This is a genomic window from Micromonospora sp. NPDC047738 (assembly GCF_040642675.1).
GTDB lineage: Bacteria > Actinomycetota > Actinomycetes > Mycobacteriales > Micromonosporaceae > Micromonospora.
The window spans coordinates 377,294-402,192 of record NZ_JBEYSO010000005.1; the positions used below are offsets into that span (position 1 = coordinate 377,294).

The window sequence follows — 24,899 nt, forward strand, 5'->3', positions numbered from 1 at the left end:
CGTCGGTTAGCGAGGGTCCCCGCGCAACCACCTCAAGTGACCGAACTGGGCATGGCAGGGATTCGGTGTTCGCTTGCCGACCGCTACCCACTGTCATCCCCAACGGATCAAGCCAAGGCCCGGCCGTGCCGAAGAGGGGATGCTGAACTCACCGACTGCACCGACGGGACCGGGCGGCTATCCGAAGCGGTCAGCCAGCTTCGTCAGCTGGGTGACGTACGCCGGCCAGTCATAATCCTGAGGGATGTTGGTGTTCTCCCGCCGCAGGCCGATCGCCGTGTCGTGCTGCTCGCGCATGATGTCGGCGTGACCGGCGTGACGAGCGAGGTCGCAGGTCACGTGGACGATGATCCTTTGCAGCGTCACGGCCTGTCTACCTGGCCGCCACCACGGCACCCGCCCCGGCGCGTCGAGCGGTAGCTGTTCGATCGTCTGGTCCGCGAACACCCCGACACGGCGATACAGGTCGATCAGCCCATCCTTCGTCTCCTCCTCCCGCGCGTACCAGTCTGCCTGCGGGTCCTCCTCGAACGCCTCCATGGCGACCAGTTCCTCAGGCGTCGGGAATTCGCGCCCGAAGGTAGGCCCGAAGTAGCCGGCTTCGACATTGAGGCAGTGCTTGAGGACTCCCAGCAGGTTGTTGCCGGTCGCGGTGCGGGGCAGTCTGGCTTCACGTTCGCTCAGCCCGTCGAGCTTCCAGATTAGGTCTTCGCGAGCCGCCTGAAGGTAGTGGTGCAGCGCAGCCTTCGCATCGTCCAAGTCAGCCATGCCCGCCAGTCTTCCTTATGCGCCGAGCCATCGTGCGAGGTGCCGTCCGCAAGATCAGCGCCCGGCTGGAGGCGTCGGCATCCTCATCAGCCGCAGACCGAGCCGTATCAGTCGGTGCCAATCGCGGTCAGGATCTGCATGGCGTGGTGTTCCCTGTCGGCGAGTTCGGTGAGCATTGCCGAGGCGCGGGTCAGGTGGTCTGGGTCGGCGGTTGCTCCGGCGGCCGTGATGTGGTGGGAGACCTCGGTCCATAACGGGGCGATCTCGGCGTACAGCTGGTGACCGACGCGGAGGTTGTCGTCGTCGACGATCGTGGCGCATTCGGCGAGGAAGTCGCGGTACATGTTGCGAAACAGGGCGCCGCCGGTCCCGCCGCGTTCCATCAGCGCCGCGGCCAGCGGGAGGTCGCGGGACGGGTCGCTCGAGCGGTCGAGCCACCGCGCCACCTGTCGGGCTGCCTTGGCGATGCCGCGGTGACCGAGGTTGGCGATGGGTGGGTTGAGAAAGGCGTGTGCGTTGTTCCGGATGGCCGACCGGATGGCGTCGCCCAGATCGGGCTGGCCGGCGGGGTTGGCGATGGTGTAGGAGAGGTTGCGGGCGGTCATCGGTCCGCGTTCGGCGCGGGCCCGTTCCAGGCTCGTCAGCGTGGTCGTCACGGTGCCGCCCTGCTGGGCGGTGTCGATGAGGTAGGCGTGGGTGTCGTCGTAGCCGTACATCGCGGCGAAGTGGCCCCCGAAGTGGACTTTCGTGGTGAAGTAGTCCAGGTGGTAGCAGTCCAGTTGCAGGCCGACCGGGCGTCCGGCGGTGAGGGCGGCGGCGACGTTCTGCCAGGCCTTTCGAGGCGAGGCGGTCTCCTGGATGTGCAGCGCCAGGCCCAGCCGGTCGGCCACGGTCCGGGTGATCGCGGTCGGCTTGGTGCGGCCGCCGAGGAATGGAAAGTCCATGTTCTTGGCGTCCCAGTAGACGAAGCCCAGACCCTCGCCGAGGCCGAACAGCATGGGCTCGGACAGGTCGAGGCCCTCGTGGCGCAGCAGGGCGCCGAGCGTGGTGGTCTCGCAGTGCTGACCGGCGGGGAACGCCACATTATCGATGATCATTCGGTGTCCTGATCTGCTGGTCGGGCGGGCCGGACGGGGGTCGGACCGGCCAGGCGATCTCCGTGCGGAGCGCGGCCGTGGGTACGCCGGGCGCGGGCGGGACGAGGTAGCGCTCCTCGGCCGGGCCCGCCAGCACCCGGTCCTGCTCGGCGATCCAGCGCCCCAGGGACCGGTAGGCGGTCTCAAGGTCGTCGTAGCCACCCTCGTGGACGGTCGCGGCGAGCAGGCAGCCCGCCAGTTCCCCGGCCGCGATCGTCGCGGTCGGCCGGGGTGGGTGCCCCACCGGCACGAACACCTCCACCTCCAACTCCGCCGCGTCGAGGTCGTCGCTGAGGTAGCGGGTCCCGGCCGGACCCGTCGGGGCGATCCCCTGCGCGGCGAGGCCGGCGAACAGCCGCGCGAACCCGGGCGCCAGCGCCTCGGCCAGCCCGCTCAGTGGGGTACGCACCAGCACGCGGGCGGTGGGCTGGGCGGGGCGCCACCGTTCGTACACGTGTAGCCAGCCCGGCACGCGCCCCGGCTCGGCCAGCACGACCCCCAACTGCCCGGCGATTTCATCCAGCCGGGCCGCCCGCGCGGCCACGCGTTCCCGGTGCCGCTCGATAACGGTGCGTGCCTGCTCCGGGGTGTCGGCCGCCAGGATCTCGGCGATCTCGGGCAACGGCACCTCCAGCTCTCGTAGCCGTCGGATCAGCCCCGCCCGGGGGAACTGGTCGACGCTGTACCGGCGGTAGGCGGTACCCGGATCGACCCACGCCGGGACGAGCAGACCCAGCTGGTCGTAGTTGCGCAGCGCTCGAACGGACAGCCGGGTCGCTCGCGCGAACACTCCGATCGGCATCAACCCCGTCACCAGCGCCTCCAACAGCCTCGACTCTCTCTCTGGGAGAGGGTCAACCCCGGCGCGGCCCTGCCGCGCCGCACCTGGAGGAAATCATCGTGGAACAGGTGCGGTCGTCCGCAGGTCCCACCCGCTTGCGGACTATTGCTTCCGCCGCGTGATCAGAGACGCAGGTCCGTTCGTCATGATCGAGGACATGGCTGACCTCGTCGACTGATTGACCTCAACGGTGGATGTCGAACGCACCCACCCTCTCGACGAGCCAGGTCACATCGGCGCCGCTCGGAACCTCGACCGGCTCGGATCCTCGGCGGAAGACTCGCGCGCCCGCGGCCACGCCATCGAGCCGCATGGCACCGTCGCTCACCCGCAGCCAGGTGCCCTCGCGCATGGCGAGCACCGGGACGTCGTTCTCCTCGAGGAACTGGGTGAGCCGCTCCTCCCGGGTCTCGCCCTGGTGCGTCGAGGCCGGATCCGGGTCGAGGTAGTGGGGGTTGATCTGGAAGGGCACGAGGCCGAAGGTCTGGAACGACGGCGGCTGGACGATGGGCATGTCGTTCGTCGTGCGCAGGCTCGGCGTCGCGGCGTTGGTGCCGGCACTCGACCCGAGGTAGGGCATCCCCTCGGCGACCCGGGCACGCACGACGTCGATCAGGCCGAGCTCGTGGATCGCCTTGACGAGGCGGAAGGTGTTGCCGCCGCCGACGAAGACGGCCTCGGCACCGGCGACCAGGTCGCGCGGCGTGCCCTCGTGGGCTCCGCGGACGGTGATGCCGAGCGGTTCCATGGCACCACGGACCGTCTTGGTGTAGGCGTCGTGGTCCGCCAACGCGAACGGGACGAACACGATGGAGCGCAGGCCGTCGAGTGTCTCGAGGATCGCCTCGCACGCGTGCTCGAGGTAGGTCCGCCCGGGGGCCGTCGAGTTGGACAGGAGCAGGAGGTTCTGGTGGCCCTGGGGCATGGGTGTCTCCTCGCGGTGGTCGGTCTGGCTCAAGGGCGCGGCGCTCAGTGGGCTCGGGTCGGCTTGGTCTGCCGGGCTACGGCGGCCGAGTTCGCCCGGTTGTCGAGCAGGGCGGACAGTTGCTCCGCCGCGGCCTGCAGTGCCGGCAGGTGGTCTCGGATGTCGTCGGAACGCGCCGGATACTTGCTCTCGCCGAGACTGAGCGAGCCGACAGGCCGCCCTCTGAGCATGATGGGAACGGCGAGCGCCCGGGTGGCGTAGTCGTATTCGCCCTCGGAGTAGGCGTACCCCTGCGCGACGGCCTCGACGAAGAGCCGTTCGAGCTCATGCTCGTCGACCCTGGTCAGCTCGGTGAATGTCGCGAAGACCCGCCCCGAGATGAGGGCGCGCCGCTCGTTGCCGTCAAGGAAGGCGAAGTAGCCGCGGGAGGTGGCTCCCGCGTTGGCCGGGTACAGCTCCCCGACGAGCGGATGACTGCGCAGCGGTCCGCCGCCGTCGACGGCCGCGACGCACCGGACGTGGAGCCCGTCCGGGACGGCGAAGAGGGCCGTCCGATCGGTCTGGAAGGCGAGCGGCTCCAGCACCCGGTGCGCCAGGGCGGCCAGGCCTCCCGTGCGTTCCCAGACGGCGGCCATCCGCCACATCGTCGGGCCGAGGCTGTAGCGCCGGGACACCGGATCGGCGCTGAGGAAGCCGCGGGCGGCGAGCGCGGCGAGGATGCGCTGCGCGGTCGACTTGTCGATGGCGAAGGCCTCGGCAAGCTCCATGACGCCCCAGTCGCGGCGCCGCTCGGTGAACGACAGCAGGACCTCCAGGGCGCGGTCCACGGTCTGGAGCGGCGAGCGGGGGCGAGCGCCCGTGTCTGACATGGGTCCTCCGGGATGGGCGGGACGGGTGAGAACCTACCGCACCCGGAGCCAATCAGGGACGCCCTCTCAAATACAGAGAAAGTATTGCTCAGTGATGACGGGCAAGCGAATCCTGGGCGCCGAGACCAGGTCAGACCCAACGAAGCGCAGATTGGAGGTGGCTGTGAACCACGTGGTGCGACGAGTCCTCGCGATGATCCCGGCACTCTTCGGCGTCGTGCTCTGCATCTTCCTGCTCACCCGCGTCCTGCCCGGCGACCCGGCCCGGACTCTCGCTGGGGAGCAGGCTGACCCGGCGACCGTCGACAAGATCCGTGCCGAGATGGGCCTCGACCAGCCACTGGTCGCTCAGTTCATCTCCTACGTGCGCGGCCTCTTCGCTGGAGACTTCGGATTCGCGTGGCACACCGGCCAGCCCGTCCTCGCGGACTTCGCCTCCCGGCTGCCGGCGACGGTCGAACTCGCCATCGTGGCGATCCTCATCTCGCTGCTGCTTGGGGTCCCCATCGGTGTCATCAGCGCGACGCGTCGCGACCGGCCGATCGACCACGCCAGCCGCATCTTCTCGCTGATCGGGGCGTCGATGCCGCTCTTCTGGCTCGCCCTCATCGTGATCTTCGTCTTCTACAACAAGCTCGGGTGGGAGCCGGCCCCGCTGGGCCGCATCGCCCAGGACGTGAACCCACCGACGTCGATCACGGGCCTCTACGTCCTCGACTCGCTCCTGACCGGTGACCTGGTCGCGCTGAAGTCGTCGCTGGCCCACATAATCTGGCCGGCCCTGTGCCTCGCCACCGGGAGCACGGCGATCATCGCCCGGATGACCCGGTCCGAGATGCTCGAGGTGATCAACCAGGACTACGTGCGCACCGCTCGCTCCAAAGGCCTGCCGCCGGCCAAGGTCATCCTCAAGCACGCGCTGAAGAACGCCGCCCCTGTCGTCGTGACCGTCGTCGGGCTCCAGTTCGGCCAACTCCTCGGCGGCGCGGTCATCACCGAGACCGTCTTCAGTTGGCCGGGCGTCGGCTTCTATGTCGTCCAGTCCGTGCTCGCCACCGACTATGCGCCGGTCCAGGCCTTCACGCTGCTCGCCGCGGCCATCTACCTGACGGTCAACCTCTGCGTCGATCTGTTCAACGCCCGACTGGACCCGAGGATCGAGAATGCCTGACACCACCGTGTCCGCCTCTGCGAGCGGCGTCCGGGCCGCGTCGTCCGACCGGGCGGGTTCGAGGCCCACGACGGCCTGGCGCCTGCTGATCCGCAACCGCCTGGCGATGGTCGGCCTCGTCTTCATCGCGATCTGGACCATCGGCGCTCTCGTCGCCGGCCTGCTGCCGTACTCGCCCACCGCGACCGGAGCCGGCGGGCTCCTCGAGCCGCCCTCCGCCGCACACCTGTTCGGCACGGACAACTTCGGCCGCGACATCCTCGCCCGGGTGCTCGCCGGCGGGCGGATCTCTCTCTGGACCGGGCTCATCGCCGTCGGGATCTCGCTGCTCATCGGTGTCCCGATCGGCGCCATCTCCGGCTTCCTCGGCGGCGTGGTGGGTGCGGTGCTCATGCGGGTGATGGATGTGCTGCTCGCCTTCCCGTCGCTCGTGCTGGCCATGGCGATCGCCGCCGCCCTCGGCCCGGGTCTGGCCAGCGCGATGATCGCCGTGGGCGTCGTCGGCATCCCCGAGTTCGCCCGCATCGTCTACAGCCAGACCCGCTCGCTCCGGGAGCGTGACTTCGTCGAGGCGGGTCGCGCCATCGGCCTGCGTGACCGGACGATCCTCACCCGTCACATCGTCCCGAACACCGTTGCCCCGATCCTCGTCCGGGCGACTCTCGGCATGGGCTACGCGATCCTCACGGCCGCCTCGCTCAGCTTCATCGGCCTCGGCGCGCAGCCGCCGACGGCGGAGTGGGGCGTCATGATCTCGGACGGCCGTGGCTACATCATCAGCGGCGAGTGGTGGATGACCGTCTTTCCCGGCATCGCCATCGCCACCTCGATTCTCGGCTTCAACCTCGTCGGCGACGGCCTACGCGACGTCCTCGACCCGCGCCTGCGGACGAGCCGATGACCCGGTTCGTATCTGCCACGGGCGCCAGCCCATCCACCCCCTTCCATCGCATCTTCCCCCACCCGTACATGAAGGAGAACAGCGTGAAGCGCAGCGCCACCCTGGCCGCCGCGGTCGCCGTCATGTTCGCCGCAGCCGGCTGTGGAGCCAACGCCAACCAGGGCGGCTCCTCGCGTGCCGGTGCGGCCGCCAAGGACACCCTCGTCGCCGCCTACTCCGAGGGCGGCAAGACCCTCAACCCGGCCGAGGCCAACGACGTCACCTCCGACACGTTCGTCGTGGCGGCCTACGACCAACTCGTCACGTACGACCGCACGACGACGAACGGCAAGCCGACCGCCAAGACGGACAAGATCGTGCCGATGCTCGCGGAGTCGTGGAAGGTGAGCGACGACTCGAAGAGCTACACCTTCACGCTGCGGCAGGGCGTGAAGTTCGAGGACGGCTCGGCCCTCGACTCCGACGACGTCGTCAAGTCGTTCGACTTCATCAAGAAGTCCAAGTCGGCGAGCTTCCTCTACGGCATGGCCGGCATCGGCACGGTGACGGCGATCGACCCGCGCACCGTGAAGATCGACCTCACCGCGCCGAACCACCTCTTCCTCCAGATCCTGCCGATGTACTCGTTCTCGATCATCAACATCGACAAGGTCAACGCCGAGGGTGGCGCCGCCTGGCTCGACACCCACACCGCGGGCTCCGGCCCTTACCGGGTGACGAAATGGGACCCGGCGACCGAGGCCGTGCTCGAGCGCAATGACACGTACTGGGGCGAGAAGCCGGCCCTGCGCAAGGTCAACACGAAGTTCATCGGCGAGGCGAGCAACCGCGTCCAGCTCCTCACCAAGGGCGAGGTCGACCTCGCGCTCGAGGTGCCGGCGAAGGACGTCGACACCCTGTCGAAGCAGTCCGGCGTCGCCATCGACTCCCGCGCCAGCAACAAGATCCTTTTCTTCGGGATGAACAACGCCATCAAGCCGTTTGACAACCCGAAGGTCCGCCAGGCCGTGTCGTACGCGATCCCGTACGACAAGCTCATCAGCGACGTCATGAAGGGCCAGGCGTCGTCGATGCGCTCGTCCGTGGCCAGCTCGACCCCGGGCTTCTCCGACGCCGGCTACGTCTACTCGCACAACCTCGACAAGGCCAAGGCGCTCCTCGTGGAGGCCGGCTACCCCAACGGCTTCAGCTTCGACTTCACCCTCGGCAGCGGCTTCGACGACTGGTCGGACGACGCCGTGCTCATCCAGGCCGAGCTGGCGAAGATCGGCGTGACGATGAACATCCACAAGATGGCGCGTCCGCAGTTCCTCGAGGCGCTCGCGACGAAGAAGGTGCAGAGCTACATCAGCCGCTGGACCTCGTTCGTCAACGACCCGGGCTATCACCTCGGCCTCCTGTTGACCAGCGACGGCACGAGCAACTACGTCAACTTCAACAACCCTGAGGTCGACAAGCTCTGGAAGCAGGCCTCGACCGAGCCGGACCAGAACGTCCGCAACGATCTGTACGGCAAGGCGCAGGAGATCATCAACACCCAGGCGCCGTGGGCCTACCTGTACGAGTACAACATCGTCGTTGCGGAGCGCGCGGGCGTGCAGGGGTACACGTCGTACCCCGACGGGATCATCCGCTTCTTCCAGTTGAGCAACAAGGGCTGACGCCGAGAAGGGGAGGCGCGCCGCTGGGCCCGCTGCCATCCCGACGCGCGGCCAGCGGCCGCCTCCCCGCGCACCAGTACGAATCCGACGCCCCGTACACGAAACGACACTTGGAGCCTGACGTGGCCACGCAATCCTCCGACTGGGAGACCCGGGTCCTCGACGAGATCGAGCGCACCCGGGACGAACTGCTGACGCTCGCCGGAGACCTCATCCGGATCCCGAGCGAGAACCCCCCGGGGGACTGCACAGACGTCGGCACCTTCATCGCCGACCATCTGCGCGCCGAGGGCCTCGACCCCGAGGTCCACGACGCGGGCGATGGTCGCCTCAGCATCGTCGTCCACCGTGCCGCGAGCAACGCCGCGGTGGGCGGCGACCCCACGACGGCGCGCCACCTCGTGCTCGCCGGCCACACCGACGTCGTACCCGTCGGTGACCTCAGCCGCTGGACTTTCCCGCCCTTCGCAGGTGACGTCGTCGACGGTTACCTGCGCGGTCGCGGAGCGAGCGACATGAAGGCCGGTCTCGCCGGCGTCATCCACACGCTCGTCGTCCTCCACCGCCTCGGTGTCCCGCTGGCCGGGAGGCTGTCGCTCGCCGCCGTCCCCGACGAGGAGCAGGGCGGCTCACGCGGGGCGGACTGGCTCCTCGACCAGGGGGTCCTCGACGGCGCGACCGGCGCGATCATCGCCGAGCCCGCCGAACGGACGCACCCGACGATCGGCCAGAAGGGCAGCAACTGGTTCCGCATGACGATCGACGGCAAGCCGGGGCACGGCAGCCTCCAGCCGCTGCACGGCGTCAGCGCGAACCTCCTCGCGGCCCGGGCCGTCGTCGCCCTGCAGCAGCTCTGGGACATGAAGCCGTCCGCGCCCGAGGACGTGCGCGACCTCATCGAGAGTTCGAAGACGTTCGCCGAGGAGCGCGAGGGCTACGCTCCCGGCATCGGTGCCGTCTTCGAGCACGTCACCGTCAACATCGGCACGATTCGCGGCGGCACGTCCTCCAACGTCGTCGCCGACCGGTGCGTCGTCGAGGTCGACACCCGCGTGCCGATCGGGTTGTCGCGCGCCGAGGTCCTCGCCCGGGTCGACGAGTTGCTCGCCGAGGCGGGCGTCGAGGCGACGATCGAGCCGATCGGCTTCTGCAGCGAGCCGAACTGGACGCCGCCGAGCGACCCCATCGTCACCGAGCTCGTCGCGGCTCTGCGCGAATTGACGGGGGACCCCACCACGGAGGGCGTGCTCCAGTGGGCGTCCTCCGACGCCCGCACCTTCCGCAGCCACGGCATCCCCGTGCTCCAGTACGGGCCGGCCGAGCTGGCCACCATCCACGGCTTCGACGAGAAGGCACCAGTCGCCGACGTCGTCCTCGCCGCGAAGACCTACGCCCTGACCACCCTCCGGTACCTCGGCGTCGCCGAGACCGCTGTCGAAAGCGAATGATCGTGCTGTCCCACGTCCTTACGGCCCTCGACCTCCTCGACCGCCCCGACGCGTCCGGAGATCTCGTCGCCGAGCACCTGCGTACCCTCGGCGACAATGCCTGCTCGATCACCGTCGAGAGGGTGGCGGGTGAGCTCGGTTCGACCGACTTCATCTGCGTCACCGTCCCGGGCAGCCGCGGCAAGACCGCCGGCGGCGACGCTCCGACGCTCGGTGTCGTCGGGCGCCTCGGCGGCATCGGCGCCCGGCCGGAGCTGATCGGCTACGTGTCCGACGGCGACGGGGCGACCGCCGCCATCGCCGCGGCCGCCAAGCTCCTCGCGATGCACGCCCGCGGCGATGTCCTGCCCGGCGACGTCGTCATCTCGACGCACATCTGCCCCGACGCGCCGACCCGTCCACACGACCCCGTGCCCTTCATGGACTCGCCCGTCGACATCACCGCGATGAACGAGCACGAGGTCACCTCGGAGATGGACGCCGTCCTGTCCATCGACACCACGAAGGGCAACCGCCTCATCAACCACCGTGGCATCGCCATCTCCCCGACGGTCCGCGCCGGCTACATCCTCCCCGCGAGCGCCGACCTCATCGGCGTCCTCGAGACCGTGTCGGGTGAGCCCGCCGTCGTCTTCCCGCTGTCGACGCAGGACATCACGCCGTACGGCAACGGCCTCTACCACCTCAACTCGATCCTCCAGCCGGCCGTCGCGACGGCCGCGCCCGTCGTCGGTGTCGCCATCACGACGGTGACGCCCGTGGCCGGCTGCGCGACCGGCGCGAGTCACGAGGTCGACATCGCCCTGGCCGCGCGCTTCGCCGTCGAGGTCGCCAAGGGCTTCACCGCGGGTGCGGTGTCCTTCCACGACGAGGCCCAGGCAGCGCTCCTTGAGAGCCTCTACGGCCCGGCCACCCACCTGCAGACGGCTGGACAAGTCCCCGCGCACGCCTGAGCGGGCGCGCGAGACCGAGCCCAGCGGCATACGGAACCAAGGAGCACGGACATGGCTGAGACTCTGCTGTCGATCGAGAACCTCTCGATCCGCATCGACACGTCCCGCGGCCCGATCCACCCGGTCCGGGGCCTCGACCTGACCATCGCACGCGGCGAGATGGTCGGGCTGGTCGGCGAATCGGGCTCGGGCAAGAGCGTCACCGCCATGTCGATCACGGGATTGCTGCCGGCGCGGCAGGCGCACATCACAGGTGGGCACATCCGCTTCGACGGACGCGACCTCGCCGCACTGTCGGACCGGCAGAGGCGCGGGATCCGCGGCAAGGACATCGCGACGATCTTCCAGGAGCCGATGACCGCGCTCAACCCGGTCTTCACGATCCGCGACCAGCTCACCGAGCCGTTGCGCCAGCACCTGCGCCTGGGCCGACGGCAGGCGGCCGACCGAGCGGGCCAACTGCTCGACATGGTGGGGATCCGCAACACCGCACGCGTCCTCGCGGGCTACCCGCACGAGCTGTCCGGCGGGATGCGTCAGCGCGTCATGATCGCCATGGCGATGGCATGCGAGCCCAAGCTGCTCATCGCCGACGAGCCGACGACGGCGCTCGACGTGACGACCCAGCTGCAGATCCTCGACCTCATCATGGACCTGCAGGAGCAGCACGGGACAGCGGTCCTGCTCATCACGCACGACCTCGGTGTCGTCGCCCAGACCTGCCAGCGGGTCGCCGTGATGTACGGCGGTGAGCTGCAGGAGACGGCGCCGACGGAGCAGCTCTTCGCCGCGCCACAGGCCGACTACACGAAGCGGCTGCTCAGCTTCATCCCCTCCGCCAACAGGCAGGTCATCGAGGCGGTCGAGGCGCTCGCCGAGGGAAGCACGGCGCGCGACGGCTCCGGGTCGGTTCGCGTCGAGGCACGCACGGCCGCTCCCACGGAAGCCCCCGACGACGACGCGCCGGTGCTGCTCGAGGTCACCGACCTGACGAAGGTCTTCACCGGGCGACGCCGCCGGCTGGGACGTCCGGCCGACACCATCACGGCGGTCGACGGTGTCTCCTTCCGGGTCCGCCGTGGCCGCACGCTCGCCATCGTGGGCGAGTCCGGTTCGGGCAAGTCGACAACCGGTCGGGCCCTGCTGCGCCTGCACGAGCCGACGTCGGGGACGGTGACCTTCAACGGGGCCGACCTCCTCGCGGCCGGTGACGACGAGTTGCGTCGCCTCCGCTCCCAGATGCAAATCGTCTTCCAGGACACGTACGCCTCGCTCGACCCACGGTGGACCATCCACCGGGCACTCGCCGAGCCGCTGCGGTTGCACACGGACCTCGACGACGCGGCGATCCGCGCCCGCATCGTCGAGGTCCTCGAGACGGTCGGCCTGGGGGAGGAACACATCGACCGCTTCCCGCACGAGTTCTCCGGGGGCCAGCGCCAGCGGATCGGCATCGCGCGGGCCCTCATCCTCAACCCGAGCCTCGTCGTCTGCGACGAGCCCGTATCGGCACTCGACGTGTCGGTGCAGGCCCAGGTGCTCGACCTCATGAAGCAACTGCAGCGAGACCTCGGACTCACCTACGTCTTCATCTCGCACGACCTGTCCGTCGTCGAGATGATGGCCGACGAGATCGTCGTCATGAGCCAGGGCCGCGTCGTCGAGCAGGGCACCGTCGAGCAGATCTTCACAGCGCCTCAGCACCCCTACACCAAGGCGCTCCTCGCCGCGATCCCGATCGCCGACCCCAACGCGCGCGTCGACCGCGCCGTGCGACGCCGCATCGTCGAGCGTGGCGTCGCGGCCGCGGACCTGCCCGAGAAGGCGGTGGCGTGATGCACGTGCCGGTTGAGGGCCGGGCGACCCACGTGAGGCCGAGACTCGGTCTCGTCACGATCGGCCAGGCACCCCGCACCGACCTCATCCCGGATGTCGAGGCCACCCTCTCCGGCGTCGACTGGGTCGAACACGGCGCGCTGGACCTCCTCGACGCGGACGGCATCGCTCGGCTCGCGCCGCGCGCCGGGGAGCGCACCCTCGTCTCCCGCCTGCGGGACGGTTCGCGCGTCCGCCTCGGCGCGGCGAGCATCGCCCCAGCACTCGACGACGCCATCCGACGTTGCGTAGCCGATCGGTGCGGGGTCGTGCTCGTGCTGTGCACCGGCCGTGTCGAGCACGGCCCGGCGTCGGTGCCGGTGCTCCACGCGGAGGACCTCGCCCACGAGCTCATGGAGCAGCTCGTCGGCGAGGGCTCCCTGGGTGTGCTGTGCCCCGTGCCAGAGCAGTTGACGGACATCCGGGAACGGTGGGAAGGGCGCCTGGGCCGCTCGGTCATCGCGGCGGCCGTAGACCCCTACACGGCTGGACTCGACGAGGTGGCGGCTGCCGGACGGCGGGTCACCGCGGGTGGCGCCGACGTGGTCTTTCTCGACTGCATCGGCTACACCGGCGAGCAGCGGGAAGTGCTTGCCGCCAAGGGCATCCGAGCCGAGACCGCCCGCCACCTCGCGGTGACGGGCGCGGTGGAGCTCCTGTGTTCCGCCTCGTACGCTGACCATGAGCGTTCACCGGGTTGGTGAGTCCTGATCGGGGAGTTCCGCGTTGAGGCGGTCCGGCCAGTCATCGTCGGCGAGACCGCCCGCCAGGAGCACATCCCGTCAAGCATTGGTGCTGCCGCATGGCGTTCGCCCTGATACGTCCGAGGGCAGCGCCAGATAGCGACGCCCCGTCCCGGCAGCCGTCCGGATCGCGGCAAAGCCCAGTGCGTCGGGGCCTCCCTCGTATGGTGGTGGGGTGACTGAGCGATCCCTGACCTTGATGGCGGTGCATGCGCACCCCGACGACGAGGCGACGAGCACGGGCGGCATCCTCGCCCGGTATGCGGCGGAGGGAATCACGACAGTGCTCGTGACCTGCACGGACGGGCGGTGCGGCGACGGGCCCGGTGGGGTCAAGCCAGGCGACCCGGGGCATGACCCGCAGGCCGTGGTGGCGATGCGCAGCGCCGAGTTGACGGCCAGCTGCGAGGCGTTGAAGGTCACACACCTGGAGACGCTCGGCTATGCCGACTCCGGAATGATGGGTTGGGCGGCCAACGACGCGCCCGGCGCGTTCTGGAACACCCCGGTGGGGGAGGCGGCCGACCGGCTGGCCGAGTTGATCCGGCGCTACCGACCCGACGTCGTCGTCACCTATGACGAGAACGGCTTCTACGGCCACCCGGACCACATCCAGGCCCACCGCATCACCATGGCCGCGGTCGAGCGTACGGACATTCCCGCAAAGGTGTACTGGACCACGGTGCCACGCAGGGCGTTCCAGGAGTTCGGCCGCGTCATGAAGGAGATCGGCGTCGAGTTTCCGGAGCCGGACGGACCGTCGGGGGAGATGCCGGCGCTCGGCCTGCCGGACGACGAGATCACCACCTGGGTGGACACGAGCGCCTTCGGCGGGCAGAAGTTCGAATCCTTGGTCGCACACGCCAGCCAAGCCGAGAACATCTTCTTCCTGCAACTCGGTCAGGAGCGGTTCACCGAGCTCATGGGCGTGGAGACCTTCGTCCGGGTCCGCGACACCACCGGTGCGCCGACGCCGGAGGACGACCTGTTCGCCGGGCTACGCTGACCGGCACCGAGGGGCGGTCGGGCCGGTCCTGGTGCCGGCAGTGCCATCGCCCGAGGGTAGCTTCGGCCCGTTCGCGCGAGCGGCAGCGGCGAGGACAAGGGCTGACTGCTCCGCCAGCGCCCCGGTCGCCTCCCTGACCGAGTCCTTCACGCCCGCTGCCGGGGGTGGGCCGTCGCTGCCCGTGCTGGCACGGCCACCGCAGCGGGTATCATGCATCAGGCTCAGGGGAGTTCGGGCAGTGGTCTAGAGGAAGTTTGGGAGCTATGTCGGCGGCGCAGAGGGCATCCGCTGGGGTCGCCGAAAACGACGTCTCGAAGAAGGACGTGATCGTCCAGAGGCTTCGTGAGGAGATCGTGTCCGGGGCTATCGCGCCGGGGGAGAAGCTCTCAGAGGCGCGCCTCGCCGAGCGGTTCGGGGTCAGTCGGATGCCGGTGCGTGAGGCGTTCAAGGAGCTCGAAGGTGCCGGATTTGTGTCGATCGAGCGTCGCCGTGGCACTTTCGTCAAGAGCCTTAGCCGGCACGAGATCCTCGATCTCTTCGAGGTGCGTGAGGCGGTGGAGGGGATGACCGCCCGGCTGTGCGCGAACCGCGCCAGCAACGAGCTCATCGCGCGGATCGACGAGGTGATGGCGTCGATGCAGGACTGCGTCGAGGCTGGCGACACCGACGGCTACAGCGCCGTGGACGCGCGGTTGCACGAACTCATTACCGAGGGTGCTGGCAATGAACGGTTGAGTGACCATTACCGGTTGCTGGTCCAGCATCTGAACCGCGGCCTGCTGTCGTCGATCGTGACCAGGCGAGAGGGGCGGATGCGGCGGTCGCTCGCGGAGCACCGCGCTGTGGTGTACGCCATCCGCGCGCGGAATGCCGATGCGGCGGAAGAGGCCATGCGTGCCCACGTGCAGCAGGGCCGCCTCGAACTTCAGGACGAGGTCACGGCTAAGTTCGGTCGCTGACCCGGTCCGGCACTTCCGCGCTCGACCTCGGCGGCCAGGAGAGGCCCGTCGCTGGACGTGAGCAGCGGCCCGACCCCGCAATCCCGTATGTGAGCCCAGCCCGGCGCCGGCACGCAGCCGTTGATCGCGCGTCCGGGTAGGCACGTGCGCGCAGTCTTGCCGTCCTCGGCCGGTGCGGCCCTGGCCGGCCTGGGTGGCCCTTGCTTCGACCGCCGTTCCTGTGCCGACGCTGAGTCGGCCCGGCCTGCGGCACGTCATCCGGAATTCGGGTCGGATCAACCTCTTGACAACTGGTATGGCAGATCAGCAGTATCTGGTGCACGTTACCGCGCTCCCGCAGTCTAGGCGCTTGCATCTGCCATACCAGTTTTCTTCACCGGTCCGTTTCACCCCTGTTACCTACACGGGCAGCAGCCGACGAAAGGGCTCGCATGCGTACCAAGATCGCGATCGTGTCAGCCGTTACCGCCATACCCCTCGCACTCTCGGCGTGTGGGGTCTCGGGCGACGGAGCGGCTGCCGACGGGACCAAGAACATCGGTTTCATCTCCCAGGCCCCCCGCAACGACGGCGGGTTCACCCAGTTCGGCCTGGCCGGCGTGAACGCGGCGGTCGAAGCTGACAAGAACCTCAAGCTGTCCTCCATCGTCGACAACGCCGCCAACTCACAGGAGCAGATCCAGGGCCTGGAGTCGCTGGCGGCGAAGAACCAGATCGTGGTCGCCGACGGCGCCTCGTTCAACAAGGCCGTCGCGGTCGTGGCGCCGAAGTATCCGAAGGTGCACTTCATCCTGGTGGCCGCCGACCTCGACGCCTACGCCGAGAACGTGACCTCGGTCAGCGCCGCCGTTGGCTACAACGCCATCGTGGTCGGGGCCGTCGCTTCGGCCCATTCCCGGAGCAAGAAACTCGGGATGATCGCCGGCCTCCAGGTTCCCGCGTCCGGCGCGTGGTATTACGGCATGGCTCAAGGAGCCGCGTTGGAAAATCCGAACACCAAGGTCGTGCAGACCTACACCGGCGACTACAACGATGTCGGCAAGGCCAAGCAGGCCGCCGAGGCAATGATCGCTAGTGGCGTGGACTCGATCCTCTCCGACCTCGACAGTGGCTCCGGGGGCGTCTACCAGGCCGCCAGCGGGTCCGCCAGCCCCGCCGACGTGTACGACGTTTTCGCCCTGCACTGCGACTCGAGTCCCCACATCATCGGCTCCGGCGTAGTGAGCTGGTCCGACATCCTGAAGAACGCTGTCTCCGACGCCGCTGGTGGCAAGCTGCCGGCCGGCGCCATCAGCTACGGCCTGGGCACCGGCGCGCTGCGATTCGAGTTCTGTCCGGGCAAGGGGACGGCGGAGGAGAAGGGGCTCGTCGAGAAGATCACCAAGGACATCACCGACGGCAAGATCGTCGCCGACAAGGGTGTTCTCCTCCCCAAGCCGGCCTACCACTTCGAGCAGCGTTAGGCCGCCGTCGATGAAGACTCGTCCCGATTCCGGCCCCGCCCGCCGCGGCACGGGCACCGGAGCTTCCGCTCTCCGGCTCACCGGAGTGACCAAGAGGTTCGGCTCCTTCGTCGCCAACGACGCCGTTGACCTCGACATCGCCTGGGGTGAGATCCACGCCCTCCTCGGCGAGAACGGTGCGGGCAAGACCACGCTCATGCGGATCGTCACCGGCCTCTACACCCCGGATGAGGGTGGCATCGAGCTCGACGGAGAGCCGGTGCGTTTCCGCAAGCCCGAGCATGCCTTGCGGGCCGGAATCGGGATGGTCCACCAGCATTTCACGCTGGTACCGACACTGACCGAGCTGGAGAACCTCGCTATCGCACCAGCCGCCGTGCCATGGCGCAACGGTCTGACCGAGGCGCGCCGCCGGTCGCAGGAGGTGGCTACGGCAACCGGGCTGCGGATCACGCCCGACCGGCTGGTCGCCGACGCGTCGGTGGGGGAGCGGCAGCGGCTGGAGATTGTCAAGTTGCTGTGCCGCGGTGCCCGGATCCTGATCTTCGACGAGCCGAGCGCCGCGCTGAGCCCGGGTGAGTGGGACGAACTCGCCAACCTGATGCGGCTGCTTGCCGCCGACGGTCATGCGGTCATCCTGATCTCGCACAAGCTGTCGGAGGTCTTCAGCGTCGCGGACCGGTACACGGTGCTGCGCCGAGGTGCGGTGAGCGGTTCGGGAACCATCGCGGAGGCAACCCCGGACCACCTGGTGACCCTGATGGTCGGCGATCGGATGGCCGACCGTCCGCCACTTCCCGCCGGCATGCCGGGTCCCGCCGTCCTCACCATCCGCGGTCTCGACGTCGGTCGGGACGACAGCCAGCCGGCCGGCCCGAAGGCGCTCCAGGGCATCGACCTCGAGGTGCGTCGAGGCGAGATCCTGGGGATCGCCGGGGTCGCCGGTAGCGGCCAGTCCGAGCTCGTCGAGGTGCTCTTGGGCATCCGGCCGGCGCTGTCGGGCGCCATCGAGTTGGCGGGGCGGCCCTTCACCCACCGGTCGCCGCGCGGTTTCTTCCGAGCCGGCGGTGCGGTGATTCCGGAGGACCGGCACCACGCGGCGATCGTTCCCGGGATGACCCTCTGGGAGAACATCACCCTGCGGTCGCTGCGCTCCGCGCCGCTGAACAGGCGAGGGTTGCTCGACGTCCGGGCGGCGTCCGCCGAGGCGCGCCGGCTGATGCACGAGTTCGACGTACGCGCCGACAGCGAGAACCTGCCGATCGGGCGGCTCTCCGGCGGAAACCAGCAGAAGGCCGTTCTCGCCCGGGAACTCTCAGGGAATCCGGCCCTGCTGATCGCCGCACAGCCGGTCCGCGGTCTCGACGTCCGGGCGGCGGACTTCGTCTACCGGAGCCTCGTCGCGCACCGCGAACGCGGCGGTGCCGTGCTGCTGATCTCGATGGACCTCGACGAGGTCATCTCGATGTCCGACCGGATCGCGGTGCTCGCTCACGGACGCATCCAGGGCGTCGTCGACGCCACGAAGGCCACCCGCGCCAACCTCGGCGCCCTCATGACGTCGTCCGGAGAGGCCCTCTGATGCTGTCGAAAGACCTGATCATGCGGTTGCTCGTGCAGGTGGGAGTGGCCTTGGCGGCACTGGCCGTCGGCGCGCTCCTGCTGGTGGCGATCGGGGTGGCGCCGCCCGACGCGCTCCACGCCTTCTGGAGCGGCACATTCGGGACGCCGACCAACGCCGGTACGACCCTCACCCAGGCCGTGCCGCTGCTCCTGGTCGCGCTCGGCTGGATCCTGACCACCCGGGCCGGACGCCTGCACGTCGGCTTTCCCGGTCAGATCCTCGCCGGTGGATCCCTGGCCACGGCCGTCGGGCTGCAGTGCGGTAGCCTGCCCGGCCCGCTCGCGGTGGTGCTCACCGCCATCGCCGGCATCGTCGGCGGCGCCCTCTGGGCGGGCCTGACCGCCTGGTTGTGGGCCTCGCGCGGGGTACTTGAGATCGTCTCGTCGCTCCTGCTCAACCTGGTCGCGATCCAGGTCGCGGACTGGTTGGTCCGGGGGCCGCTGCAGGGCTCCCTGGACGGTCAACCGCAGTCGGCGAACTTCCCGGCCGCCGCACTGTGGCCGAGCGTCGAGTCGATCCCTGGCCGCACCCTCTCGTACGACGTGCTGCTCCTCCCGGTGTGCGCGATCGCCGTGGTGCTGTTGCTGTCCCGCACCGCGTTCGGCTTCCGCCTGCGGGTAGCCGGCGGCAACCAGGAGGCCGCTCGGTGGTCCGGCATCGATCCGGTCCGCGAAGGGGTCGCGGCCATCGTGATCTCCGGTGGGTTCGCCGGTCTCGCGGGCGCCGCGTTGCTCTTCGCCGGTTCCGCGCCCTGGATGAGTGACGGATTCGAAGCCGGCGTCGGCTTCAACGGCATCGCGGTCGCGCTGCTGGCGCGCAACTCACCGGTCGGCGCGGTCGCCACCGCCGTCGTGTTCTCCGCGCTGAACGTCGGTGGGACCGCCATGCAGGCCCAGTTGGACGTGCCGTCCTCGCTGGCCTCGGTTCTCCAGGGCGCCGTCATCGTGCTGGTCCTGGTGGCGGCCGTCGTCCTGCGCGGCCGCACGAGGGCGCCGTCCGCGGCCAAGCCCGCCCCCGCCCGTCGGCGCTCCGGCGTCGTCGCCCACAGCGGTGCCCGGACCGAGGAGGCCTGAGATGGGTATCTTCGACGTCGCGTTCCTCGTCTCGGCGATCACGATCGCCGCCCCGATCCTGCTCGCCGCCACCGGGGAACTCGTCTCCGAGCGAGCCGGCGTACTGAACGTCGGGCTCGAAGGCGTGCTGCTCGTCGGCGCCTTCGGCGGCTACCTCGTGATGGCCGGCACCGGGAACATCGCGGTCGGCTTCCTCGGCGGCATCGTCGGCGGCCTGCTCTTCGGGGCGCTGATGGGCGTGCTCGCGATCGAGACCAAGGTCGATCAGATCGTCTCCGGCATCGCGCTGACCCTGCTCGGCTACGGCCTAACGGCGTTCCTCAACGACGACGTCTTCAGCAAGCCGCGCGCCTTCGAGCCGCTGCCTCGACTCGCGATCCCGGTGCTCTCGGACGTGCCCGTCCTCGGGCCCGCCCTGTTCACCCAGGACGCCTTCATCTACGCCACGGCCGTCATCGTCGTCCTCGTGGCCCTGGCGCTGACTCGGACGACCTGGGGCATCAACCTGAAGGCGACCGGTGAGAGCCCGGTCTCCGTCGACGCTGCCGGCGTCAGTGTCCGCGGGCTGCGCTGGGCCGGCGTCCTCTTCTCGGGGGCCTGCGCCGGAGCGGCGGGCGCGTACATCTCCATCGGTGACGTCGGTGTCTTCCGTGAGGCCATGACCGGCGGGCGTGGCTATCTGGCGATTGCCGCGGTCCTGTTCGGCGGCTGGCGGCTGAGCGGGCTGGGCCTTGCCGTCGCGATCTTCGCGGTCACCGATGCCACCCAGTTGCGGCTGCAGGCCATCGGCGACATCCCTCGGGAGGTATGGGTCGCCGCGGCCCTACTCATCCTGGTGGCTCTCGGCACCCGCCGCGTCCGGAGTGCGGCGGGCACCTCCCGCCTCGACCGACGGCGGGCCAGCGCTGCCGGGCTTGCCGGCTTGGCCGCGGTCGCGGTGCTGATCGTGCTCGCCATTGTCCGACCGGCCGTGACGTTGCCGGTGTCCCTGTGGCTCGCCATGCCGTACGTGTTGGCGCTCGTTGCCCTCGCCGCCGAGGGCAAACGGCGGCACAAGGCACCGGAGGCGCTCGCCGTTCCTTATCTGCGAAGTGAGGTCTGACTTTGATCACCGACGTGCACACGCACTTCTGGACCCGGGAGCACCAGCGCTCTCCCTGGACGGACGGGCTGGGACGGGTCTCGAAGACGCTGGCCTCCGACGAGATCGACCTGGTCACGGTGGAGTCCTACCGCCGGGGCGTCGCGCCCGCCGAGCGGACGATCGTCTTCGGACTTCAGGCGCAGGCCTCCGGGATCATGGTCCCCAACGATGCCGTCGCCGCATTCGTACGGGAAGTCGGCGGTCAGACCGTCGGCTTCATGTCGGTCGATCCGACCCGCCACGACGCGGTCGACGAGGTGGAGCGCTGCCACTCCGAACTTGGGCTGGTCGGCATCAAGATAGGGCCGATCTACCAGGGAACCTCGCCGCTGCACCCCATGACGATGCGGGTCTTCAAGACCGCCGAGCGGCTCGGCCTGCCCGTGATGATCCACCAAGGCGCGATCTTCGCGAACGCCGGCAGACTGCCCGACGCCAACCCGCTGCTGCTCGACGACGTGGCGTGCACCTTTCCCGACCTGCGGATCGTGGTCGCACACATGGGCCACCCGTGGATCTACGAGACCGTCGTCGTGATGCGCCGGCACCCCAACGTCTTTGCCGACACATCCGCGATCGCGAGCCGTCCGACGGTGCTGGCGAACGCCTTCTCGGCCGCCAAGGAGTACGGCGTCCTGTCCAAGGTGCTCTTCGGCAGCGACTCGCCGATGGTGGCCGCGGCCAGCGCCGCCGCCGCCCTCGAACGGGTCGTCGCGCGAATGCGGCAGATCGCGCACACGCCCATCACCGACGAGGAACTGCACGGGATCCTGCACCGCCCCTCGTTCGACCTGCTCGGCATCGAGGCACCCGCGGCGCCCCCGCCGAGTCTGCCGACCGAGCTGACCCGAACTGCCTGCTGACCGTCCCCACGGAGAGAGCCATGACGACGAACCAGACCACGAATCCGTCGGTGTTCCTGGACGCCACGGCCGTACTCGACGGCCCGCTCCCCGTCGAGATCTCGATGGAGCCGATCCTTCAAGGGGCGCCCTTCGCATACGAGAGAGTCCTGTACGACGCTGCCGGCACATTCTTCGCCGTCTGGGCGTGCGACGCCGGGATCTATCCCCGCGTGAAGGACAAGCGGGGCTCGTTCATGTACATCATTTCCGGCGAGGCCACCATCACGGACGAGGACGGCACCTCCCACGAGCTGACCGCCGGCAGCGTGATCGTGCTGCCGTACGGCTGGGTCGGCGCCTGGGACATCCGCGAGACCATCCGGAAGGTCTACCTGCACACGACCCCGGTGCCGCCGTACCGCGCGGGGGTGCAACCGTCCGCCTTCCTGGCCGCGGCCGACGTGCTCGAGCGCGATCTGCCGGTCCCGGTGTCGACGGGAGGGGCCGCCTGGGCGCCGCCGGTCGCCGAGACCGTCGTGTTCGACGGAGCCGACGGCCGGTGCGCCGTCCAGGAGCACGGACCGGGGGTGTTCCGGCGAGCGGCGGCCGAGGGGGCCTCCTACCTGTACGTCATCTCCGGCGAGGCAACCGTCACCGACGCGGACGGCACCACGCACGAGCTGACCGCCGGCAGCGCCGTCGCCCTGCCGGACGGCTGGGCCGGCACCTGGGACATCCGCACCCCGATCCGCACCGTCCACGTCGACACCGCACCGATCGCCGACAAGTGATCATGACAGGAGAAGCTGTGATCAACGACGACCCCTACGCAGCCGTGACCCCGGCACCGCCGCTGCGGGTGTTCAGCAACGACCTCGTCGACGGCACGGAAATGCCGCTGACCTACCGCGACCCGGACATCGGCGGCATCAACACCTCACCCCACCTGGCCTGGTCGGACTTCCCGGCCGAAACCAAGAGCTTCGCGATCACCTGCTACGACCCGGACGCTCCCACCGGGGTCGGTTTCATGCACTGGGCCGTCGCGAACATTCCCGCCTCCGTGACCTCGCTGCCCGCCGGCGCCGGCGCGCCGGACGGGCCGATGCCGGCGGGATCCCTCACCCTCCCCAACGACCTGCGGATGCGCCAGTACATCGGCCCCAACCCGCCGCCGGGCTCGGGCCGCCACCGCTACGTGTTCATCGTCCACGCGGTCGACGTCCCCACGCTCGAGATCGATCCCGAGCTGACCCCGGTCGTCCTGGGCTTCAACCTGCACTTTCACACGTTGGCGCGAGGGAGCATGACCGTGTGGGTGGACGCGGCGGGGTGACGGTGAATGATCGCTCAGCACCCATCTGTCCGTTTCGTGGAGGCACTGAAATGACAGGAACTCTCTCGGCCGGCCGCACCGGCCGCTCCCGGCGTGCCGAGGTCGCGGGCGCCGGATTCGCCGGTCTCACCATGAGCATCGCGCTCGCCCGGCGCGGCTGGACCGTACGTCTGCACGAGCAGAACGACCAGGTGCGCGACTTCGGCGCCGGCATCCTGCTGTGGCGCAACGCGATGCTGGCCCTCGAGGTCATCGGAGTGGCTGGGACAATCCGGGCGAACGGCGTACGGCCCGGCACCTACGACACCAACCTGAACGGTAAGTCGGTCTCCTCGGAGTTGGCCGGCTACCCCTACTGGGCGATAACCCGGCCGAAGCTGCACGCGCTGCTCGTCTCTGCTGCCCGTGCGGCCGGGGTCGAGATCGTCACCGCTTCCCGGGCGGTCGGCGCCGACCCGGCGGGCGCCCTGCTCCTGGCGGATGGGAGCCGGCTGGCGGCCGACCTGGTGATCGGCGCCGACGGCGCCGGATCGGCGGTGCGCAACTCGCTGGGCGAGTTCACCCAGGAACGCAAGAAGTACCAGGACGGCGTCTGCCGTGTCCTGATCCCGCGTCCCGCGGAGTTCCAGGGCCCTGAGTGGGACCGGGTCATCGACTTCTGGACCCTGGAGCCGGACCCGATGCGCATCCTGTTCATCCCCACCGGACCCGACACGATCTACATGGGCATGATGGCGACGACCACCAACGAGCGCGCCTCGCGAATCCCGATCGACGTCGAGGTCTGGTCGAAGCGCTTCCCACACCTGGCTACGGCCGTGGAGTTGGCGGGCAAGGCCGAGGGTGGCCGGCACGACAGCTACCAGACCAACCGGGTGACGCCGTGGTCGACCGGTCGGGCGGTGCTCGTCGGGGATGCCGCCCACGCCATGTGTCCCGCACTCGGGCAGGGCGCCAGCGTCGGCATCGTCAACGCGGTCGAGCTCGCCCACACCCTCGATCAGTACGACGAGATCGGCGAGGCGCTCGCCGTGTGGGAGGAGCGCGAGCGGGTCATGACCGACGCCGCCCAGGCCCGCAGCGCCTACATGGCCGAGACCCGCACGTTGGCCAAGGGCAACGGCTTCACCCCTGAGGTCATGGAGACGGCGAACTTCGTGCTTCCCGCCGTGACCCCCGAGATCGAGGCGGCCTACCCGGTGCCCGCGGTGAACCGGTCATGACCACCGGGCCGCACACAGTCGTCATCGGCGACGTCGAGATCACCCGAATCCAGGAGTACGCCGGCCCCAGCCCGGCGACCCCCGGCTTCCTGTTCCCCGAGAGCGACCCGGCGTACTGGCGGGACAACGCCGGATGGCTCGACCCGGACTTCTTCGACGCCGGTCGGAGACAGCTCCGCTCGGTGCTGCACACCTGGCTGATCCGCAGCCAGGGGGCGGTGATCCTGCTCGACACCGGCGCCGGCAACGGCAAGGAACGCCCGTACGCCCCGGTCTACGCCCACCACGACACCGCGTACCTGGCGAACCTGGCCGCCGCGGGGATCGCACCGGAGGACGTGGACATCGTCATCAACACCCACCTCCACGTCGACCACGTCGGGTGGAACACCCGCCTGGAAGGCCGCGGCTGGGTTCCCACCTTCCCGAACGCGCGCTACCTCATCACCCAGGAGGACTTCGAGTTCTGGGACCCGGTGAAGAACCCGCGGCCGCCGGCCGACGGCAACCAGAACGTCTTCGAGGACAGCGTCGTCCCAGTGCACCGCGCGGGACTCGTCGAGCTCTGGAGCGGCGAGTACCGGATCGATTCCGATCTCGTGTTGCAGGCCGCCCCCGGACACACCCCCGGCTCCGCGGTGCTGCGGCTGGAGTCCGGGAACGCCGGCGCGCTCTTCGTCGGCGACATCATCCACTCACCCGTGCAGATAGCGAACCCGGACGTCAACAGCTGCTTCTGCGAAGACCCGGCGCTGGCTCGGGCGTCCCGGCGCCGCCTCCTCGCCGAGGCCGCGGAGCGCTCGTTGCTGGTCTTTCCGGCCCACTTCGGCGGGCACTCCGCCTGTCACGTCGCCGCCGCCGCCGACGTGTTCGTCATCCGCGACTGGGCCGACCTGGCCCGGATCTGAACCACCGCTCGGAAGGAACCCACCACC

The 24,899-nt window shown here is 69.5% G+C and carries 23 protein-coding genes; 18 read left to right on the top strand and 5 right to left on the bottom strand.

The window, feature by feature from the left end:
- Positions 1 to 177 precede the first annotated feature (177 nt).
- From ABZ783_RS11850 to ABZ783_RS11870, 5 genes are all read right to left on the bottom strand, one after another.
- The gene (locus ABZ783_RS11850; protein ID WP_357436437.1) at positions 178 to 768 is read right to left on the bottom strand and encodes a DinB family protein; all 591 of its coding nucleotides are present in this window, start codon (positions 766 to 768) and stop codon (positions 178 to 180) included.
- 107 nt (positions 769 to 875) lie between these two features.
- On the bottom strand, positions 876 to 1,865 hold the full coding sequence (locus ABZ783_RS11855) for a BtrH N-terminal domain-containing protein (protein ID WP_357436438.1): 990 nt from the start codon (positions 1,863 to 1,865) through the stop codon (positions 876 to 878).
- Positions 1,852 to 2,718, bottom strand: a complete 867-nt coding sequence (locus ABZ783_RS11860) for a MerR family transcriptional regulator (RefSeq protein WP_357436440.1) — start codon at positions 2,716 to 2,718, stop codon at positions 1,852 to 1,854. Before ABZ783_RS11860 ends, ABZ783_RS11855 begins: the two co-directional genes overlap by 14 nt.
- A gap of 211 nt (positions 2,719 to 2,929) precedes the next feature.
- Positions 2,930 to 3,670, bottom strand: a complete 741-nt coding sequence (gene pepE / locus ABZ783_RS11865; protein WP_357436441.1) for a dipeptidase PepE — start codon at positions 3,668 to 3,670, stop codon at positions 2,930 to 2,932.
- 44 nt (positions 3,671 to 3,714) lie between these two features.
- Positions 3,715 to 4,539 (bottom strand): IclR family transcriptional regulator, encoded by an 825-nt coding sequence (locus tag ABZ783_RS11870; protein WP_073838485.1) that lies wholly within the window; start codon positions 4,537 to 4,539, stop codon positions 3,715 to 3,717.
- A gap of 163 nt (positions 4,540 to 4,702) precedes the next feature.
- Between ABZ783_RS11870 and ABZ783_RS11875 the strand changes: the two genes are divergently transcribed.
- From ABZ783_RS11875 to ABZ783_RS11960, 18 genes are all read left to right on the top strand, one after another.
- Positions 4,703 to 5,710, top strand: coding sequence for an ABC transporter permease (locus tag ABZ783_RS11875; protein WP_357436442.1), 1,008 nt, complete (start codon positions 4,703 to 4,705; stop codon positions 5,708 to 5,710).
- The gene (locus tag ABZ783_RS11880) at positions 5,703 to 6,611 is read left to right on the top strand and encodes an ABC transporter permease (protein WP_357436444.1); all 909 of its coding nucleotides are present in this window, start codon (positions 5,703 to 5,705) and stop codon (positions 6,609 to 6,611) included. The genes ABZ783_RS11875 and ABZ783_RS11880 overlap by 8 nt, the downstream gene beginning before the upstream one ends.
- Before the next feature lie 83 nt (positions 6,612 to 6,694).
- Positions 6,695 to 8,272 carry an ABC transporter substrate-binding protein gene (locus tag ABZ783_RS11885; protein WP_357436446.1) on the top strand — a complete coding sequence of 526 codons (1,578 nt, stop codon included), beginning with the start codon at positions 6,695 to 6,697 and terminating at the stop codon, positions 8,270 to 8,272.
- Between the two features lie 122 nt (positions 8,273 to 8,394).
- Positions 8,395 to 9,720: a M20 family metallopeptidase gene (locus ABZ783_RS11890; protein WP_357436448.1), complete on the top strand. Its 1,326-nt coding sequence runs from the start codon at positions 8,395 to 8,397 to the stop codon at positions 9,718 to 9,720.
- Positions 9,717 to 10,673, top strand: coding sequence for a DUF1177 domain-containing protein (locus ABZ783_RS11895; protein ID WP_357436450.1), 957 nt, complete (start codon positions 9,717 to 9,719; stop codon positions 10,671 to 10,673). The genes ABZ783_RS11890 and ABZ783_RS11895 overlap by 4 nt, the downstream gene beginning before the upstream one ends.
- Positions 10,674 to 10,724: 51 nt before the next feature.
- Complete coding sequence (locus ABZ783_RS11900; RefSeq protein ID WP_357436452.1) at positions 10,725 to 12,509, top strand: ABC transporter ATP-binding protein; 1,785 nt, start codon at positions 10,725 to 10,727, stop codon at positions 12,507 to 12,509.
- The gene (locus ABZ783_RS11905; protein WP_357436503.1) at positions 12,509 to 13,252 is read left to right on the top strand and encodes an AroM family protein; all 744 of its coding nucleotides are present in this window, start codon (positions 12,509 to 12,511) and stop codon (positions 13,250 to 13,252) included. The genes ABZ783_RS11900 and ABZ783_RS11905 overlap by 1 nt, the downstream gene beginning before the upstream one ends.
- A gap of 214 nt (positions 13,253 to 13,466) precedes the next feature.
- Entirely contained in the window at positions 13,467 to 14,297 is an 831-nt protein-coding gene (locus tag ABZ783_RS11910; RefSeq protein WP_357436454.1) for a PIG-L family deacetylase, read from the top strand.
- 263 nt (positions 14,298 to 14,560) lie between these two features.
- Complete coding sequence (locus ABZ783_RS11915) at positions 14,561 to 15,256, top strand: GntR family transcriptional regulator (RefSeq protein ID WP_357436456.1); 696 nt, start codon at positions 14,561 to 14,563, stop codon at positions 15,254 to 15,256.
- A 452-nt stretch (positions 15,257 to 15,708) separates the two neighbouring features.
- Positions 15,709 to 16,719: a BMP family ABC transporter substrate-binding protein gene (locus ABZ783_RS11920; RefSeq protein WP_357436458.1), complete on the top strand. Its 1,011-nt coding sequence runs from the start codon at positions 15,709 to 15,711 to the stop codon at positions 16,717 to 16,719.
- An 85-nt stretch (positions 16,720 to 16,804) separates the two neighbouring features.
- On the top strand, positions 16,805 to 18,301 hold the full coding sequence (locus ABZ783_RS11925) for an ABC transporter ATP-binding protein (protein ID WP_357436460.1): 1,497 nt from the start codon (positions 16,805 to 16,807) through the stop codon (positions 18,299 to 18,301).
- A complete protein-coding gene (locus ABZ783_RS11930; protein ID WP_357436462.1) occupies positions 18,301 to 19,416 on the top strand; it encodes an ABC transporter permease in 1,116 nt (371 codons plus the stop codon). The genes ABZ783_RS11925 and ABZ783_RS11930 overlap by 1 nt, the downstream gene beginning before the upstream one ends.
- A 1-nt stretch (position 19,417) precedes the next feature.
- Positions 19,418 to 20,518, top strand: coding sequence for an ABC transporter permease (locus tag ABZ783_RS11935; protein ID WP_357436464.1), 1,101 nt, complete (start codon positions 19,418 to 19,420; stop codon positions 20,516 to 20,518).
- A 2-nt stretch (positions 20,519 to 20,520) separates the two neighbouring features.
- Positions 20,521 to 21,423 (top strand): amidohydrolase family protein, encoded by a 903-nt coding sequence (locus ABZ783_RS11940; RefSeq protein WP_357436466.1) that lies wholly within the window; start codon positions 20,521 to 20,523, stop codon positions 21,421 to 21,423.
- A 20-nt stretch (positions 21,424 to 21,443) separates the two neighbouring features.
- A complete protein-coding gene (locus tag ABZ783_RS11945) occupies positions 21,444 to 22,196 on the top strand; it encodes a cupin domain-containing protein (RefSeq protein WP_357436468.1) in 753 nt (250 codons plus the stop codon).
- A gap of 2 nt (positions 22,197 to 22,198) precedes the next feature.
- On the top strand, positions 22,199 to 22,741 hold the full coding sequence (locus ABZ783_RS11950) for a YbhB/YbcL family Raf kinase inhibitor-like protein (RefSeq protein ID WP_357436470.1): 543 nt from the start codon (positions 22,199 to 22,201) through the stop codon (positions 22,739 to 22,741).
- Between the two features lie 50 nt (positions 22,742 to 22,791).
- Positions 22,792 to 23,964: an NAD(P)/FAD-dependent oxidoreductase gene (locus tag ABZ783_RS11955; protein ID WP_357436471.1), complete on the top strand. Its 1,173-nt coding sequence runs from the start codon at positions 22,792 to 22,794 to the stop codon at positions 23,962 to 23,964.
- Positions 23,961 to 24,872, top strand: coding sequence for an MBL fold metallo-hydrolase (locus tag ABZ783_RS11960; RefSeq protein WP_357436473.1), 912 nt, complete (start codon positions 23,961 to 23,963; stop codon positions 24,870 to 24,872). Before ABZ783_RS11955 ends, ABZ783_RS11960 begins: the two co-directional genes overlap by 4 nt.
- Positions 24,873 to 24,899 lie beyond the last annotated feature (27 nt).